The organism is Candidatus Poribacteria bacterium (genome assembly GCA_028820845.1).
Taxonomy (GTDB): Bacteria; Poribacteria; WGA-4E; order WGA-4E; family WGA-3G; genus WGA-3G.
In genome coordinates, this window is the sequence record JAPPII010000011.1 from 1 (window position 1) to 17,471 (window position 17,471).

Consider the following 17,471-nt stretch of genomic DNA (forward strand, 5'->3'; position numbering starts at 1 on the left):
GTGATAACATTAAGAAAACTGAAATTGCCTATGTCCAAAACTACTTATTGCGATATAAAAAACTCTGGGAAACGAAAGGACAGGTTCCTGCTTCATTAGATATACTATATGAAAATACCACGCAGTCAATATTGGGGTTTACTTATTGACTACCTCAAACCACAGTGGCCAAGAGTTTTGCTGATGACACTGCTCTTGTTTGGCAGTATCGGTTTACAACTCATCAATCCATTAATTGTGCGTCATTTCATTGATACTGCGAGATCCACCGAGGCACTACAGAAATTGATTCAAGCCGGGCTCCTGTTCATTGGTGTCGGATTGATTCATCAGGCTGTATCTGCCTTCTCAGTATACGTCAGCAGTGATGTGAGTTGGCGGACAACCAACCGCCTACGGACAGATTTGACCCTTCATATTTTAGGATTGGATACTTCCTTCCATACCACCCACACGCCCGGTGAATTGATTGAACGCGTTGATGGCGATGTAGATAGGCTTGCTAACTTTTTTTCTCAGTTTGTGATGGAGATATTAGGTGGCATTCTGTTATCAGTTGGCACATTGATTGTCCTCTTTTACGAAGACTGGCGACTGAGTGCGATCCTCGGAGTCCTTGTGACGGTCTATTTGATGGTTCATATTCGCTCACAGCTTCTCGCTGAGCCTTATTGGGACACTGAGAGACAGGCGAGTGCCGATCTGTCGAGTTTTCTTGAGGAACGTCTTTCTGGACTCCGAGACATTCGGGCTAATGGCGCAATCGCTTATGTGATGCGGCGTTTTCATGAGGTCATGAGACGATCAGTCCTATCAAAATTCAAAGCCGATGTTATCACTGATGTGGGGTGGACTATATCGAACGTTGTATTCGCTGTCGGTTTCGCGACTGTGATGGGACTTAGTGCATACCTATTCCAAGCCGATGCTATTACTATCGGGACAGTCTATCTTGTTCTCCATTATCTCCAGATGTTGCATGCACCCCTGAACAGGATTCAACGCCAGATAGAGGACTTCCAAATGGTTAAGGTTAGCATCAGGCGTGTTCGGGAACTTATGCTAACTGAACCCAAAATCCAAGATGGTTCAGGAGCGGTTCTTCCTATGGGAGCATTGTCAGTTGAGTGCCAAAATATATCCTTTTCCTACCAGCCGGGGCAACCCATTCTCAAGAGCCTGTCATTTCATCTAAGTCCGGGTAAAGTACTGGGTCTGCTCGGACGCACCGGAAGCGGAAAAACCACGCTTTCTCGTCTTCTATTTCGTCTCTACGACACCAGTGATGGCACGATTTACTTAGGCGACACAGACCTAAAGAACCTACAATTGTCTGACCTGCGTCGGCACATCGGCATCGTCACACAGGATGTCCAACTCTTTCAGGCATCTGTTCGAGATAACTTAACCTTGTTTGATCGAACAATTGAGGATGATCAAGTCCTTGTGGGTCTCCGAGCCTTGGGATTGGGTGCTTGGTACGATGCGCTGCAGGACGGACTTGATACAGAACTTCCTTCAGGGGGCGGTGGACTTTCTGCTGGCGAAGCGCAGCTGTTGGCATTTACGCGAGTTTTCCTCAGGGAACCCGGATTGATAATCTTGGACGAAGCCTCATCGCGTCTGGATCCTGCCACTGAAAGGCACCTTGAGCGAGCAATAGACACACTCCTGAGAAATCGGACTGCGATTATAATTGCACATCGGCTTTCGACTGTGCAGCGCGCAGACGAAATTATGATTCTCGAGGAAGGGCGGATCAGAGAATATGGAGAATATGAAAATCTGGCAGCGAATCCCAATTCCATTCTTTTTGGTCTCTTGCGAACAGGGTTAGAGGAGTTTCTAACGTGAAAATACTACCGCTCAACAGTGAAAGGAAACGACACTATTTCTGGCGGCTAATCCGTTTTAGCCCGCTGTTGTATGGTCTTAGTTTTATTTTTTCCTTGGCTTATTATGGTTTGCCACTCCTCATTGGGTTAATCATACGTGAGTTTTTTAACGCCTTAACAGGTGAAACACCGGTCCGTTTCGATCTGTGGACCTTGGTGATTCTCTTCTTGGGCACGCGGTTGACTATCCAAATATTTGAACAGAGCTATGCTGCAACCTATGCCTATTTTGAAGGTAAACTTCAAACACTGATTCGCAAGAATTTGTTCAGATCCCTCCTGCGAGACGCAGATATTCATTCTGTGCAAAACCCCGGTGAGATAATCAATCGTTTTGATGATGATGCGCAAGGTGCAGTTGCTCCCATCACAATAGTTATTGAATTGAGCGGACACGCGCTATCTGCTCTTATTGCGTTGGTTGTGTTGTTGCGTGTCAATGCTTTCATTACACTATTCGCCTTTCTACCCATGATAGCAATTGTAGCCCTAACGAACGGGCTGGGTCAGCGCATTCAAACTTATCGGCGTGCAAACCGTGAAGCCACAGGTCGTGTCACCGGCTTTCTCAGCGAACTTTTCGGGGCAGCACAGGCGATCAAGGTGGCAGACACCGAGGCGAATGCCGTTCACCATTTTGATAGACTCAGCGAGGCAAGACGCAAGGCTGTTGTCAAAGATCAACTTTTCAACCAATTGCTAACTTCGATGAATTCGACAACAATCAACCTCGCGATGGGCGTGATTTTAATATTGGCTGGCGAGATGATGAGAGGCGGCGTTTTTACCGTAGGTGATTTCGCACTGTTTGTTAATTACATCGCGCTCGGACAGATTTCGGTATTAGGATTCGCCAATTGGCTTGGACGTTTGTTAGCAGCGTTCAAGCAGGCCGGTGTTTCTCTGAAACGACTTTCTGAACTGACAGCCGATGATACACAAGAGAAACTACTCAGACTTGGACCGGTATACCTACGCGGTAACTTTCCGAGCGTTCCCCTCATCGTCAAAAACAGAAGTCATCATCTAAGTCGCCTTGAAGTCGAAGAGTTAACCTATCGTTACCCAGATACCGGACGCGGGATTGAAAATATCAACCTCAGCCTTGAAGCCAGGACCATTACTGTCATTACCGGACGGGTTGGTTCTGGTAAAACAACGCTTTTAGAGGTCCTATTAGGGCATCTACCTCGAGACACCGGAAACGCTTACTGGAATGGTAAACCCATCGTGGATGCGGCATCGTTCCTCGTACCCCCACGCTGTGCATACACGCCTCAAGTTCCACGACTTTTCAGCGATGCCCTTCGAGACAATATTCTGATGGGGCTACCGGAAGATAACGTCAATCTTCCGGCTTCGATCTGGGCAGCAGTGATGGAGGACGATCTCAAAGCATTTGAAAGTGGACTGGGTACAGTGATTGGTCCCAGAGGTGTTAGACTCTCCGGTGGACAACGCCAGCGAACAGCAGCGGCGCGAATGTTGGTGCGTGAGCCTGAGTTATTGGTGTTTGATGATCTTTCCAGTGCACTTGATGTGGAAACAGAGCAAAAGTTATGGAATCGGGTATTTGCAAGACGCGGGCGGACTTCAAATAGTTTACCCATAAGCACGTACATTGTCGTGTCACATCGCCCTATTGCCTTACAACACGCCGATAATATAGTCGTTCTCAAGGACGGAAGAATAGAAGCGGAAGGAACGTTAGAGGTGCTTTTGGAAACATGCGAAGAGATGCAAAGGTTGTGGCAAGGAAATATGAATGTAGTGGAAAATGAATCCACCTAAACATCCCAACCTGCGCTGCACCTTGAAGTTCGTCACTATTGCCATCGCCTAAATCGAAAATAACTACCTTTACAGCCATTTCTATGCTCCCATGCTAATGCTTATTGATGTTGGTTAGAGACATAGGGTTTAAGGAAACAGTGTTAGCAGTTCAGAAAGTTTGGTTATTGTCTTCACATCCGTTATGTATTCTTTTTCGTTCATATTGTGTTTATTGACGCTGAAGTCAAAGGCATTGCCTTCGTTATCTCTTTGTATCAGTATTGGAATAAGACCTGCGCCGCGGGCGGCATTAGTATCATCCTTTGTGTCCCCGACATAAATGGCTTCTTCGGGATTCATTCCAGTCTGCTCAAATACCGAGTCAAATATGCGCGGATCCGGTTTCTTGACCCCTACTTCAGCGGAAATAGCAATCGAATCAAAATAGGGTGTGAGATCGAGTTTGTTGAGGACCGAATGAACGTGCGGAGGGTGATCGAAATTGGACACGAGAGCAAGTTTTTTGGAACGATGGAGCGTATGCAGCACGTGGTGTGCTTCAGAATCGAGCGATATATGTTTTTGCCAAGCGTTGGCAACTTTATTCGCTATCACCTTTATATCTTCAGCGGCGAGATTCAGTTTTAAATCAAAGCAGAGGTTTTGGATACGCTGTTCAAACACCGTCAAATCGTGCTGTCGTGGCGTTGGCTCACTTTTACTGTAAAACTGATCGCACGCTTTGGCAAGTGACTCAATTGAAAGAGTCAATCCGCACAACCTGAGCTGCGCATGCAGGGTCTTTAACCAATCGGACCATGCGGCATCCATATTTCCGTATACCAAGAGTGTTCCGTATAAATCAAAAAAGACCCCGTTAATTGTCATTTCAGTTACATCTCCCGAGATGGATTCCGTTATTGAAAATAGCGTAGATACATACGATTTTAGTCCAATAATTGTGAAGGCATCACAAGGTAATGGCAGCAAACACATTATGGAAAGAATCTGGAATCATCAATGACTTTCGTAAACTGCTGCGACTTGCGCAAATATACGTCCTATCCGTGGCAGACACTCAATTTCATGGCTCAGACATGCGACCGCTTTACACCGACATACGAGCGAATCAATCCCTTTCATCGTATTCCCACGCGTCCGCGGAACGGGACCAAGACGTAGCAACCAATATATCCAAGCTGCCAGTGTTCCCTTGTAATAAATACTATCATCCAGTGCTCCTCGAAAACCAGAAGATAATTCTGCCCGATAGGCACTTTCGATTTCTTTCGCCAGGATATCATCATACTCCCAACGCACTGGAAAGGGATAAGGACCGAGAGGTGCATCAAGTAGAAAGTGCCCGTAGACACTGTACTCAAAGTCAACAATCTTTGCACCGTCATTAAACAATAGATAATTCTGGGGCGCGATGTCCACATGCCTGAGGGCAGAGAAGAGGTCGGCATCCGAAAGCATCTCCTTTAATTCAGATAACTCAGTCTCAACGGCGACAGATACGGGTTGTTCAACAAATGTTGCGAGCCTGCGAAAAGTTCGGAGAATTCCATCAAATGTGCTTGGGTCCGCCTGTAGGAATGTTCCGAGACTCGTACGCAAACGGAGCCACTGGTTTCTTCTGCTATAGGTAGCTCCGTGCATACGTCCGATTGCCTGCGCGTAAGTCAATAGGGCATGTCTTCGCTCGTGTGCGTTGGCATTACGTAAGATATCTCTGAGTGAACGTGCTTTCGGCACGTACTCAAATGCGATGAAACCCTGAACAACATCGCCCGTAATGAACTTGGGACTGATTGTCTGAGTGCTATCAATTTCACCCAAGAATTGAAGTGCAGCCCATTCATTGAAGAATTTCCAAGCCGGGCTTCCAACGCAATCCGATTTAGGATTATATGGTTCACGTTTAGTATGTCTCGCCATCTTGACGAGAAACATCTCTGGCAAGGAACTCGGTCCATCGGCGACCCAACAGCGAAAAATACGATTCTTCTTGAACTTCGTGCATTTTGCGAGCCGAATCTCGTATTTGAGAGATTTTGAGAGGCTATTCTCTATAAGTGATAACGGGACGTTCATCTTTGATGGGAGTCCTTTGTAGTGGTAGAGCTGACACTTCGCTTTTAGGATTGCCAATTCGTCTAAAGTTAATCGAAACTGTATCTCAACAGTATATCACACAAAATGGGGAGACGCAAGATGGTAGAACGGAAACCCTGGATCCGAACATCTGACCGCTGATTGCTGACTGCTAATCAATAATAAAACGTATACGTCGGCCTATCGAGGATGATGCTTAAGATATTCCAGAAACTTCCCATCACAAAATCTCCTAATGCCAAGCCAAGAAAGAGTGGAACTGCCTTTCGGTAGAGACCGAGCCCACCGTATTTAAGGACGCTCCATTTGGCGAGCGCGCTGATAATAAACGCTGCCCAAAAGAGATGGAGATGGAAGGAGACTCCATAACCGAGCGGATGGATCGGCCACCAAAACAGCCGACTCCGTACGGCTGAAAGTAGGAGTGTTAGGGAGAAGCCGATCGTTATCGCGGCGATATGACCGCTGTTTGGGTCTTGTGGCGAAGTGAGCCACCCCTCAAGGAAGCGATACGCTCTCCCGCCGAAACTATTAATCTGTCCGCCTACTTTACCGGTATTAACGCCGAGGTTGAAGAACGTCTCTACTAACATGAAGATACACAACGGCATTGCGATGACTGTTAAGGTGAGCATAAGACGGGACAGACCTTTTACGTCAAGGTTGCCGCGTTCGGCGAGTTTGAATGCTTCAAGTTGATGCGGCATTGGATGACTCCGGTTGTCTCTGTTGAACCAGAAAAAGAGGGAAAACCAGGTCAGGTTTTGTGCCTTGATGCGCCGCGTGCCGAGTATGCTGACGAGGCTATGGTGTGGACCAATAAAGGTTGTTGAGTGAATAGGAAAGCCGATTTGTGCTCGGATGCGTGTAAGTGGAATCGCAATCGTTGCGAAATGTGCGGCAAAAAATAGGATCGCAATCCACAGTGCCATTCCGCCGCGCATTGCGAATCCGATGATGAATATTCCACCGAGAACGAGACCCAGAAATGCGCTTCTGTATCGCATCGGTTCAGCGGCATCGGCTGTTCCTCTTTGTCCAAACGCCGTACGAAATGCCCGCCAGATGTGCCGACGTGTACCCCAAAGGGCGACCGCGCAGATACCAATATACGCCCCGATGTTCTGTTCGTAAGGATAAGGAAAACCAGGAACGTTCTCCAGCCCTGTTAGGATCGCAATGAAATATTGCACTTTATAGAGAAAGAAAAAGAGGAGACAGGATGAAAGCAGTTCGAGTGGCATGAGGAATCCGAGTCCGACTGCGAATGGGTAGATAATGATTGCATTTCCGCCCCGGAGGAGTGCCGTCCACGGTTTTTCGGTGAATAGCGCGTTGAGAGGTATGTGCTTATTGGGGAATGCTGGAATAGATGGGAAAAAGATGTTGAGTCCGTTGAAAAGACTGATGATTGCGGCAATGCCAAAGCCCCACCACATCGCCCGATTGCGAAGGAATCGGTTTGTATTGTAGGCGAGTTGGTACGGGAGTTCAACGATCGGATATACGAGCCGTTCTTGTTCTGTCCACTGCTTTCGGAGGATAACGTTGATACACTGCATCACGAAGATAAGCGCGAAGGTGAAGGCGCACCACCAGAACGTCGGGATCGCCCATTTCATTAAATAATAGGTCTCAAAAAACGGTTCATCGCCGAGATAAAAGGCGCGCAGCACGCTTGAATCGTTGATTGTTAGCCAATCTGGTAAGTAGCTCCAAAACAGTTCGCGCCACTCGTTTTCGGGTGTGCCGAAATAGAAGGCGTGGACAATAATTGAGACGAGCGGGAGGAACATATCGTAAGACATGAACAGAAGTGTTATGGACATTAGCACATAGAGGCTAATCAGTTCGCCACCTGTTAGGGCGTGCTTGGCTACATATTTTTTTAACACGAGGTTGATTGTGGCGATGACCAAGAGCGTGAACACAACACTGTAGAAGGGTGCCATCAACGTCGGGAACGTGTATCGGAGTGCTTCACATTCGATATGCCATTTGTAGATGAAAGGTAAAAGTAGCAGAGATATAAGAATGGTACGGGCGGTAATTTTTTCACGGTTTGGTGTTTCTGTAGGTGTGCGTGCTGATGAAGACATAGTGAGCGTCTACTGGATGACTGGAAGTCCATGAAGGATCGTTGGCGTGTTAGCGGGAAAAATGAACCATCTGCTCATATTTTACGTTGATTTAGGTAAAAGTTCAAGGAAATCCGTGAGAAAGATTGAGGTTAATCCCGCCTCCAGAGGTATTGAATTATGAAAATTACACACGTTGAGGCGTTCGCGCTTCGGTTCCAACCCGAGAGATCATCAACACAACAGGGACCGCATTATTCCGTTGCCCCCGAAGGGTGGCGTTCCATCTATTCACGCCACCATGAGACGACGGTTGTCCGAATCACTACGTCAGACGGAATCGTCGGCTACGGCGAAGCACAAAGTCCGGTCTCCCCACGCACATCCAAAACGATTGTCGAAGATTTATGTCGTCCAGTACTCATGGGAAAAGATCCGTTTGATGTGGAATACCTCTGGCAGCGCATGTTTACCTCCATGCGGGAGCGTGGGCACTATACGGGATTCTTTATTGATGCGCTCGCTGGATGTGATATTGCGTTATGGGACATCATCGGACAGGCGTCTGGCAAACCCGTTCACAAAGTCCTCGGGGGTCGGTATCGGGATAGGATTCCTTTGTATGCTGGCGTAGGAGGCACCACACCGGAGAGAGCCGTCGAGCAAGCGACTAAACACGTTTCACAAGGCTATGGTGGGTTAAAGATTCACGCAACGCACGGGCGCGCCGAGATTTTGGAGATTGTCGCGGCAGTCCGCGAAGCCGTGGGTCCAAAAATCAAATTGATGGTCGATCTCCATACCCAATACAGCGTCCCAGAGGCGATTATGCTCGGACGTGGGCTTGAGGAATTGGATGTATTGTGGTTAGAATCGCCGACGGCACCTGAAGACATCCCTGGGCAAGCAGCATTGGCAGCGGCGTTGGATATGTCGGTTGCGATTGGGGAGTGGACGCGCACGCGTTATGAATTGCGGGAGGTGTTTGAACGGCGCGCCTGCGACATCACGATGCCTGACATCGGTCGAACTGGCCTCACAGAGGGCAAACGCATCGCAAGCCTTGCTGATACCTACAACATTCCAGTGACACCACACATCGGTGGCGGTGGTATCTTATCAATTGCTGCAACCGTTCAATTTTCCGCAGCGATTCCGAACTTCCTGATTATGGAGCATTCCCCGGAAGCATATCAGATGAAAGGGCAGATCACCACACGAAAACCGACTGTTGAGAACGGGGCTTTCGTCCTTGATGATGTGCCCGGAATTGGTGTCGATATTGATACCGATGCGTTAGCAGCATTGGCGATAGAAGATTAATATCCCTTTTCCTTATCCACAACGTTGATTAAGGGTTCGCCGTTCACATAGCGATGCATGTTGTCAAGGAACGTCTGCATTGCGCGTTTGGCAATGTTCTGGGATGCACCGGCAGTATGAGACGTTAGAATCACGTTCGGAAGGGTCCAGAGTAGATTGTCGGGTGGACACGGTTCGGTATAGGTGACATCCAATCCTGCGCCTGCCACTTTTCCACTTTTTAGTGCAGCGACCAAGGCATCCTCATCAACCACCTTGCCGCGACTGACGTTGATAAAGAAGCAACCCTCTGGCAGGGCATCAAATTCGGCATGAGACAGCAATTTGTGGGTTTGCGGTGTGATTGGGCAACAGACCGTCAGCACTTCGGAACGGGAGAGAAATTCGTGTAACTGATCGAGTTGTCCTAATTCGTCAACGGTGTCCGGTTTTTCCATCGGTTCTGGGTCTACCGCAATCACTTCAAAATCGAATGCTTTGGCGCGTTGGGCGACTGCCCGACCAATACCGCCGAGTCCGAGGATTCCCATTGTCATTCCAGACACTTCGACGCATGGGAGCCACTTCCACTCTTTCTCACGCATCAGGTCGAGTTGTGTGTTGATGCCACGGGTTAGGGAAAGTAGCAACGCGAAGGCGTGCTCAGCAAGTTGGGGTCCATACAGACGCTTGCTGTTTATGAGTGTGATGGGACTCTCTTTGAAGGCGGGATACATCGACCTTTCCACCCCGACGAAGGGCTGCATCACCCATTGCAAGGATGTCGCGTGTGGGAGTGCCTCCTCCGACACCACGCCGTAGAGAATTTCAATATCTGAAATATGGTCCTTCAGTTGTCCGCCTTCGGGTAGAAATTGGATTTCCATTTCTGATGGGGCATCCTGCAGCATATCTGCAACTTCTTGGCTGATTCCACTGGCAATCAAGACTTTGTGTTTAGCCATTGATAGTCTCCTTCGTTATAGAATTTCCTGTGATAGCCTTTCACATGTGCCGAAGTTTAGCACAAATTGGGGGGACTGTCAATAGGAAGTTTCTCCTTAAAAACAGATAGGCGCGGTTTCCCAACCGCGCCTATCGTTCCTAATACGCATTCGTATGATTGCTGACGGCTATTTGAGAATCTGATTTCTCAGATTTCGCTTTATCCAATCCGTTTTTGGCGGGCGTTGATAGCATACCATAGAAGCCTTGTAATGCTGAGGGGCTGAGGACTTTTCGATGACCGACTCCCATAGCGAATGTTACGATGCCTGCGTCCCATCGCGCTGTAGAGGGCAGTCCTTTTCACGCGTATCCGTCTTAAGGCTCCTGGACCCGTCAATTTTGACATTTCCGCATCCTCCGAGCAAGTCGCATCTTGGTTTTTCAAATCGTAACGTAAAAAAGCGGCATTGGGTTACAGAATTGTGCATAATCATAGTGAGGAGTCGGAGTTAGAAACCCCTCCCACAGGTATTGGGGTACCGCCTCCATCATAGTTAGAAGTCGCGACTGCGAGGTCGCTCCTACAGAGGAACTGAATGCGCTACCGACGACCATTTTCCGCTTGACAGATTCCACTAAAACCCTTACGCTCAAGGAAAACCGAATCTCCCTTTACGGCGCGAAAGCGAGCAACACTATGCTGCAGCTAAAATATGCACGTTATACTCCACACGACGCGTATCTCCGTTTAACCAATGCACATTACATGCTTGACGTAGATAGACGAAGCGGTGTTATTAATTGAGAGTTCGTTTGTCTCCGGTCATTCTTCCTATATCCTCGCGACGCGGGCAAGCGGCAAAGGCGACCACCTGCTTATTGTCCCACAAGGCGACACTCCCTTGGAAGCGATCTCTGGGTATGGGCTTTTTCCTGAAACGGAGATGCGGTAGAGACCTTGATGAAGGCGCGGGCGAGGTTCATCGTGGAGAATCAACGCGTCATGGATCCGGACGATCTCTGCCACTACAGTTTTCGGATTTGGAATAACGATGCCGAAAGGCTGATTGTAGAAGAAGAGGCACCTTGTGGTTCAATTGATATGGGGGGCAGCGATGATCGGTGCTTCGCGCCACCGGTATTCCTCGCCGGAAAGAACGTCTATTACCCCAACGAGCAGGAAATTCACGCCCTTGATGAATTTATAGAGAACTTTCTCTACCGCAAACTGCAGGATAAAGACAACTATCAGGTACTGAACTCGCTCATTGGACTCCGTGAGGGGTCGTGGCGGCGATGGGACTACGTCTGGCGTATCTACAACTATCCGCATGTCTATAACATCTACTATCAAATGTATCGGATTACGAAACTACACGGAATAAAGACGACTCGCGAACCCTTGGAGTACCTCAGACTTGCCTATCACACGGCTTATGCTTCTTACCAAGATTCCACTTACGAAAGCGTCTACGAGACGAAGAATTACATCGACTACCACCGTGGGAACATGTCCAAAACGCATGCCCCGATGGGTTCGCCGATTCTGGCACATCTTCTGAGATCGCTGAAAATGGAAGGTATGCGGACGGAATACCGGATGCTCTTAGACGCTATTGAGGGATGTCTCCCGTTTTTCCTTGAGGAGGAATATCCGTTCGCGTCGGAGTATTGTTTCGATCACGCCTCAAAAGCGGCGTTATACTACTTAGCGCAGGTCGCTGACGATGAACCGTTGAAAAAGCGCACTGTGCAGACAATCCTCGCCAGTCGCGATACAACCCCGATGTGGTTCTCCTACTGCACGAACATGCGGTATATCGGGTGCTACCCGACACCGCTCTTGGCGCGTCCGCTCTTTGATAGATTTGAACAGACGGGGGATCTCCACTACTTACAAAAGGCTTACGGTGCGGCTTTGGCTGTCTGGAGTTGTGTCGATCCATCTGGCAAGGGCTACAACGGCAGGGAGTGGCGGTTCAACCCACCGGAGAAAGGATCACCGGAATACAACTATTATCGCAACGGCTGTTTCTCTGGCGAAGTCGGCATGGGATTATACGGCAACTTGAGTATGCTGAAATCCTATCTCATCCAGGATCCTGATTTCGGGCTTGTCGGTTACGGATGCGCTGTCTCCGAGACAGCGGACGACTACACCCTCATTCCACAAGACGGGTTAGGAGTCAGGGGCTCCTTCGTACCGCTCGGTGTGACACTGGAGACGGTAAAGGCACGCATTGAGAAGGCGACACTCGCAAAGGACCTACGACGGTTGGAACTGGTCTTATCGAAGCCGTCCAAGCACGCTGATTGCGCGCATATCTCTATCCGTGGGATGCGGTTCGGTGCGTACCGATGTAGTACAGGCAGGGTCAAACATGGCGAGCAACTTGAATGGGAAGTGCCTTATGCAGAAGGACAAGAAACCCTCTGCCTAACGCTAACTGCCAAATAGGTAGGCGAGGTTTCCTAACCTCGCCGTTCTTCTTGTTAAAAAGGGAAGGGGACTGGTTAGACCAGTCCCCTCTTGACGTTTCACCAAGTTTTAGATGTTATGCTGCTAATGCCGAAACCGCAGCATCCTCGCTATCGAAGTGTTCAAAGAGACTCACAATCCGGCTCACAGCCACCAAGTCTTTGATGTGTTTCCCAACGTTGATGACCCCGATACGTCCTTGTTTCCGAGCTGCTGTGGCACGTGCTTCCATGAGGGCAAAGAGTCCTGAGCCGTCAATCTTATTGACCTTCTCGAAATTGATAAGGATACGGGGTGCATCGGAGGTCTCTATCTGTGGTGAGATGACTTCCCGTAATTCTGTTACTGAGGGTCCTACTATCTTTCCGTTGGGTTCCAAGATTGCGATGCCATTTTCCTGGCGAATTTGGGTTCTCATGATACTTTCTCCTTTTTATTTCCTAAACCATTTGCGTTTAATTTTTTTATACTCTCTTAGCGTTCTATTGATGTATTCGTTACGTTAGTCAGATTCTATGAAAAAAGGTTCGTTTTTCGCCAATCTTTCTTATCCAACCTCGCACGTTCTGACGGAAGTATCTCTAATCTGTGTCATCCGCGATTCAGACAATTAAATAGCAAACATGCCCCAAACCTGCTATACTTATAGTATGCGCAATACGATACTCGAACCCCGCACAAAAATCCTGATGATGCTCATTGCAGGGTGTCTCGTTATCCTGCTGGATAGTCCGACGGCATTGTTCGTCTGTTTTCTCGGTAGCCTAACGCTGATTGCCGCCTCCGTGCCGACGTGGCGGCAAATCGGACTCCTCTGTACCTTCCTCTTTTTCACGACTTGGGGCTTAATTTACAGTCAAGCAATCTTCTATAATGAGTTTCCGCGCACCGTGCTATTCACACTCGTGCCTGCCGATCTACCGCTCATCGGGAAGATGACAGGCGGCATCCGCGTCTATCGGGAAGGCTTGTTTCACGGCATTGTCCAATCTCTGCGCTTCAACACGACGCTGGTCATAGGGTGTTTTATCGTCTGGACGACGCAACCCCGCGATCTCCTCCTCGCACTGACACAATTGCGCGTGCCATCGACACTCGCTTTCATGGTGACAACGGCACTGCATTTCATTCCAGTTATTGCAAATGAAGCAGCGACAGTTCTCCGCTCGCAACGGTTGCGAGGGTTCCGGTATCTTCGGCTCAATCTACTCGCCACGTGTCGTGGGGTGCTGAATAGTTTTCGTCCAATCTTGGCGGGGAATATTCGGCATGCGACGCATCTCAGCGAATCCGTTGAAAGTCGAGGATTTTCAGCAGAGACGATGGCGGAACGCACTTCACTGCGGACCCTGAAGATGGGAATGTTGGATTACAGCCTGCTGACGATCCTGTTTGCCTGTTTGGTTGGCATCATCGCGTTGAAGCTGCTCTATTTTTTCTATGCGAACGGTATCTATTACGGGTCGTGGTTGCGGGGTATTTATACTTTTACGCGTGAGGTGTTGTGAGGGGTTACGGGTTTTGGGTACTGGGTTGTGTTTAGGGGTTAGCGGTCAGATTTGGGTTGATGAATTGGGGTGTTTTGTTAGGAAGAATTGGCGAGGTTAGAAACCTCGCCTACCGTGGTTGGTGAGAAGCGGGTTAGCGTCCGACCTCCCATGCAAGATGCTGCAATTCCGGTCCAATCAGTTTTTCCCATGCCAATTCCACTGCAGCCGTTGATCCCGGCGTGGAGATAACCACTTTCCCACGATAAACACCAGCCGTTGCTCTTGAGAGCATCGCCGCTGCGCCGACCTGATCATAGCTGAACATCCGAAAGAGTTCCCCAAATCCGGGGAGCGTCTTTTCCAACTTACGATTGAGAATATCGAACGTCGTGTCGCGTGGCGCGATACCTGTGCCGCCGTTGAAAAGGATAACCTGTGCATCGCTTTCCGCCATTTTATTTAACACAGCAGCGACTTGGTCGGGTTCGTCTTTGATGATCTGATAGGCAGCGACGCTGTTTCCCTCTGCAGCGAGTTGTTCACGTAAAAATGCTGCATTTTTGTCTGTTTCGGGGGTACGTGTGTCGCTCACGGTGACAATAGCGACAGCGACAGGCCCCTCTTCGGTTGCCATTTCTCTGTGTTGTTGTGTGCTTGTGGAAGTTGTTGCCATAGTAGCTCCTTTTTGTTGTTATGATGAATTGTCCAAATATGTAAGCGGCTGTAGGGACACTCCTTGTGGGTGTCCGAAGCGTCCTTAAACTTCGTTCAGAGAAAACCTCAGCGTTGCGTTTGGTCTCTTGTCGAGATAACTGTGAGAACTGGTGTCATCTGCTGCCGCAGGACAGATGAGTTCAACATGATAGTCTGTATATTTTGGTTCCCCAAGGTTCATCCATGCCTCCATTAGTTTAGTGAAGCGTCCGACGTGTTGTTGGTTGCCATAGACCTCCATACGTTTCTCCGATCCAAAGAGCCAGCCGGAGTAAGGAAGATATAAGGCAGGTGCTTCCCTGTGAAGATTTTCTATGTGGGATTGGATCGTTGCATCCATGGTAATTCGTAATGTGATTGTCAGTTGTTGGTTATTATGGTAGATCCAAAAAATAAATACACATCTTGTAGGGGCAGCCCTTGTGGCTGCCCACTCATCTTATTGGTTTGGAAATGCTTGGTTTAGGTGCTTCGGCATTGTAAAGAAGCGTCCGCCTGTCTTTTCAACAAGAGTCTTTTGAAAATCTGTGGGACCCGGATGTCCGATAATATAAGCACGGATGCCTAATGACAGACATAGATTAAGCGCATCTTCAGGTGGATATTTTCCGGTTGTCGGTTCGTCTGTCAGGATGAGCAAAAATCGGCTGGCATACGGACTAAATTTCACTTTCGGAACGCCTTCGACGATTGCATCAATGAGGTGTTCGTCGCCGCCAAATGGGTCTTCCATATAACTCTCCAACATCGCCTCGTTGAGGGGCATCTGCGTAACGACAGCACCGTTGATGACCTTGATTGCGTCTTTCGCTTCAGCAAACCGGATGAGTCCAATGCGATAGTTAATCGGTAGAATGTCTAACCTACCGAGTAGCGTGCTTAAACCGAGCATGACGGCTTGAGACTTCCCCCCCATACTCCGGCTGTAATCGAGCATAACGACGATATCCACAGCCGGTTCGTATCCTTTTACCGCCTTGTCAGGCGACGCGCTGAGTGCTGCGCCGTCGTAGATGTTCAATCGGTTATCTTCACTGCGAATGGTGAACATCCGCCGCCGATTCCGGTCGTTCATGAGCCATCGGCTTCCCCGTTTTTGCGTCATAGCCGTGAGGCTTGTAGAGGCGTTCCAACTTTCGGGGTAGATACCGGAGTAGACGTTCAACTTGTTGTCCTCTTTCCGAACCGTGTAGATACGTCCGTTAGTATAGTCGGTGATGACCCATAAGTCACCCTTCTGTTTCTCCCAGACCGTCGCACTTCCGAATAGGTTGTCAATACCGGCTAAGCGGGCACCGTTTTTTCTGAATTCACGCTGTAGTTTCTTCATTGGCACGTCGCCGTCTTCGAGAAAGACTTCAAACTGAGATTCCATGCTGAACAGGAGTTTACCACTGTTGCGGCGCAGGTCAGTAGCGATGTCTCGAAACACCTTCATGAACCCTTCATTGGCGACGCGATCACTCGGAAGCGTGGAGGCATTGACGACATCTCCGGGAATCCGCTGCCAGAGTCCGCCTGTCATCTCCGCTAACTCTTGCTGAAACTGCTCTGGATATCCGAGCACGTTGACGCGTATATCCTCAAGTTGATAGAGTTCGATAACCTTCTGCCGCATCGTTTTGTAAGCGTCCGCCTTTTTGAGATGTGTTGAGGCGGGTTCGTCGGTTACAAGGACGATATACTTATCGGCATCGGCGTGGAAGTCGATGTAATGCGGTGTGTCTGTGAGTGCGTCAAGCGCGTGTTCGTTGCCGCTGAGGGTGGCTTTTTGCATCCGCCTGCGGAGCATGCTGACTTCGGGTAACAGGGAGCGGATTTCAATCCTTTGACCCTCTCGCCGGACGCTGAATTCGGACATACCGAGGTGATACTCCAAGTTGACGAGATCGAATTCATCCGTCATAGCGTAGAGGTTTGCAGCGACTTCTTGGATGTTATCCCGCATGCTGGCACTGGTGTCGAGGACGAACACGACGTTTACTTTATCCAATTCCCGCGTTCCGATGATATGGTCAGCAATGTTTTTGAGTGCTTTGGCGAACGGATTGCCGGGACCCTTACCGCTGCCTTCGCCAGTGTCCCCACCGTCTCCCTCCCCGACAGTCCCGATTTCAGAGACACCTGTAGATTCCAGCCTGTGGAATCCACCGCCGCCCTCGCCTTTGACGCGTTGCCGTAGGCTCTCTACGCCCGCTCCCGGTGTCGTTTGAAAAGGGCTGTCTACCGATTCAGCGATCGGTGTTGCACGGCTATTGTACCGTTCAGCATCCGTCGTTACGTCTGGGAGTATTGTTTCCGTGTCCGACACAGATTTCGTCGCGTTGTTAAGCAGTGCCTCCTCCGACTGCCGAATTGTCTCATCCATTAAGTTGGCAGAAGCGAGTAAATCTAAATGGCGTTGATTTGCGTCAGTAGTGTCATCGGTACGCTTCGGAATGAGAATTGTCTTAGGTGGCGGCGGTTTGAGGGTACGCCGCTGTTCTCGGAAGGCTTTGGGATTGATGAGTTCCACTGCCAGCGCGTCTTCATTACCGATGTGTCGGTCCGCGTAGAAAGAGAACATAAAGATAATGGCAAGGGTCAGGTGGACAATACCCGCAAAGAGCAATGCGCACACTGAACGTTGTCGTCTACGGGACCGGTTCATGATATTTTCTCCATTGTATTTCTA

General features: G+C 49.0%; 15 protein-coding genes. 6 read left to right on the top strand and 9 right to left on the bottom strand.

Going from position 1 to position 17,471, the window contains the following annotated elements; translation table 11 throughout:
- Positions 1-183 precede the first annotated feature (183 nt).
- Both OXN25_02215 and OXN25_02220 read left to right on the top strand, forming a co-directional pair.
- A complete protein-coding gene (locus tag OXN25_02215) occupies positions 184-1,854 on the top strand; it encodes an ABC transporter ATP-binding protein (GenBank protein ID MDE0423665.1) in 1,671 nt (556 codons plus the stop codon).
- Positions 1,851-3,686, top strand: coding sequence for an ABC transporter ATP-binding protein (locus OXN25_02220; GenBank protein MDE0423666.1), 1,836 nt, complete (start codon positions 1,851-1,853; stop codon positions 3,684-3,686). Before OXN25_02215 ends, OXN25_02220 begins: the two co-directional genes overlap by 4 nt.
- A 129-nt stretch (positions 3,687-3,815) precedes the next feature.
- On the opposite strand, the gene OXN25_02225 is transcribed toward OXN25_02220, so the two are convergent.
- The 3 genes from OXN25_02225 to OXN25_02235 form a co-directional block, all read right to left on the bottom strand.
- Positions 3,816-4,556 carry an HAD family hydrolase gene (locus OXN25_02225; GenBank protein MDE0423667.1) on the bottom strand — a complete coding sequence of 247 codons (741 nt, stop codon included), beginning with the start codon at positions 4,554-4,556 and terminating at the stop codon, positions 3,816-3,818.
- Positions 4,557-4,685: 129 nt separating this feature from the next.
- Positions 4,686-5,765, bottom strand: coding sequence for a phosphotransferase (locus OXN25_02230; GenBank protein MDE0423668.1), 1,080 nt, complete (start codon positions 5,763-5,765; stop codon positions 4,686-4,688).
- 176 nt (positions 5,766-5,941) lie between these two features.
- Positions 5,942-7,885, bottom strand: a complete 1,944-nt coding sequence (locus OXN25_02235) for a hypothetical protein (protein ID MDE0423669.1) — start codon at positions 7,883-7,885, stop codon at positions 5,942-5,944.
- Between the two features lie 159 nt (positions 7,886-8,044).
- Here OXN25_02235 and OXN25_02240 point away from each other — a divergent pair, with 159 nt between their 5' ends.
- A complete protein-coding gene (locus OXN25_02240) occupies positions 8,045-9,187 on the top strand; it encodes a mandelate racemase/muconate lactonizing enzyme family protein (protein MDE0423670.1) in 1,143 nt (380 codons plus the stop codon).
- Here OXN25_02240 and OXN25_02245 read toward each other — a convergent pair.
- Both OXN25_02245 and OXN25_02250 read right to left on the bottom strand, forming a co-directional pair.
- The gene (locus OXN25_02245) at positions 9,184-10,131 is read right to left on the bottom strand and encodes a D-2-hydroxyacid dehydrogenase (protein ID MDE0423671.1); all 948 of its coding nucleotides are present in this window, start codon (positions 10,129-10,131) and stop codon (positions 9,184-9,186) included. The genes OXN25_02240 and OXN25_02245 overlap by 4 nt on opposite strands.
- 200 nt (positions 10,132-10,331) lie before the next feature.
- Positions 10,332-10,520, bottom strand: a complete 189-nt coding sequence (locus OXN25_02250; protein ID MDE0423672.1) for a hypothetical protein — start codon at positions 10,518-10,520, stop codon at positions 10,332-10,334.
- Positions 10,521-10,905: 385 nt separating this feature from the next.
- Between OXN25_02250 and OXN25_02255 the strand changes: the two genes are divergently transcribed.
- Positions 10,906-11,067, top strand: coding sequence for a hypothetical protein (locus tag OXN25_02255; protein ID MDE0423673.1), 162 nt, complete (start codon positions 10,906-10,908; stop codon positions 11,065-11,067).
- A gap of 8 nt (positions 11,068-11,075) precedes the next feature.
- A complete protein-coding gene (locus tag OXN25_02260; protein MDE0423674.1) occupies positions 11,076-12,572 on the top strand; it encodes a DUF5695 domain-containing protein in 1,497 nt (498 codons plus the stop codon).
- 97 nt (positions 12,573-12,669) lie between these two features.
- Here OXN25_02260 and OXN25_02265 read toward each other — a convergent pair whose 3' ends face one another.
- Positions 12,670-13,011: an STAS domain-containing protein gene (locus OXN25_02265; protein ID MDE0423675.1), complete on the bottom strand. Its 342-nt coding sequence runs from the start codon at positions 13,009-13,011 to the stop codon at positions 12,670-12,672.
- Positions 13,012-13,243: 232 nt separating this feature from the next.
- Here OXN25_02265 and OXN25_02270 point away from each other — a divergent pair, with 232 nt between their 5' ends.
- On the top strand, positions 13,244-14,101 hold the full coding sequence (locus OXN25_02270) for an energy-coupling factor transporter transmembrane component T (protein MDE0423676.1): 858 nt from the start codon (positions 13,244-13,246) through the stop codon (positions 14,099-14,101).
- Positions 14,102-14,234: 133 nt separating this feature from the next.
- On the opposite strand, the gene OXN25_02275 is transcribed toward OXN25_02270, so the two are convergent.
- The 3 genes from OXN25_02275 to OXN25_02285 form a co-directional block, all read right to left on the bottom strand.
- Positions 14,235-14,756, bottom strand: a complete 522-nt coding sequence (locus tag OXN25_02275; protein ID MDE0423677.1) for a molybdenum cofactor biosynthesis protein MoaB — start codon at positions 14,754-14,756, stop codon at positions 14,235-14,237.
- Positions 14,757-14,840: 84 nt separating this feature from the next.
- On the bottom strand, positions 14,841-15,137 hold the full coding sequence (locus OXN25_02280; protein ID MDE0423678.1) for a hypothetical protein: 297 nt from the start codon (positions 15,135-15,137) through the stop codon (positions 14,841-14,843).
- 99 nt (positions 15,138-15,236) lie between these two features.
- On the bottom strand, positions 15,237-17,447 hold the full coding sequence (locus OXN25_02285) for a VWA domain-containing protein (GenBank protein ID MDE0423679.1): 2,211 nt from the start codon (positions 17,445-17,447) through the stop codon (positions 15,237-15,239).
- Between the last annotated feature and the right edge of the window lie 24 nt (positions 17,448-17,471).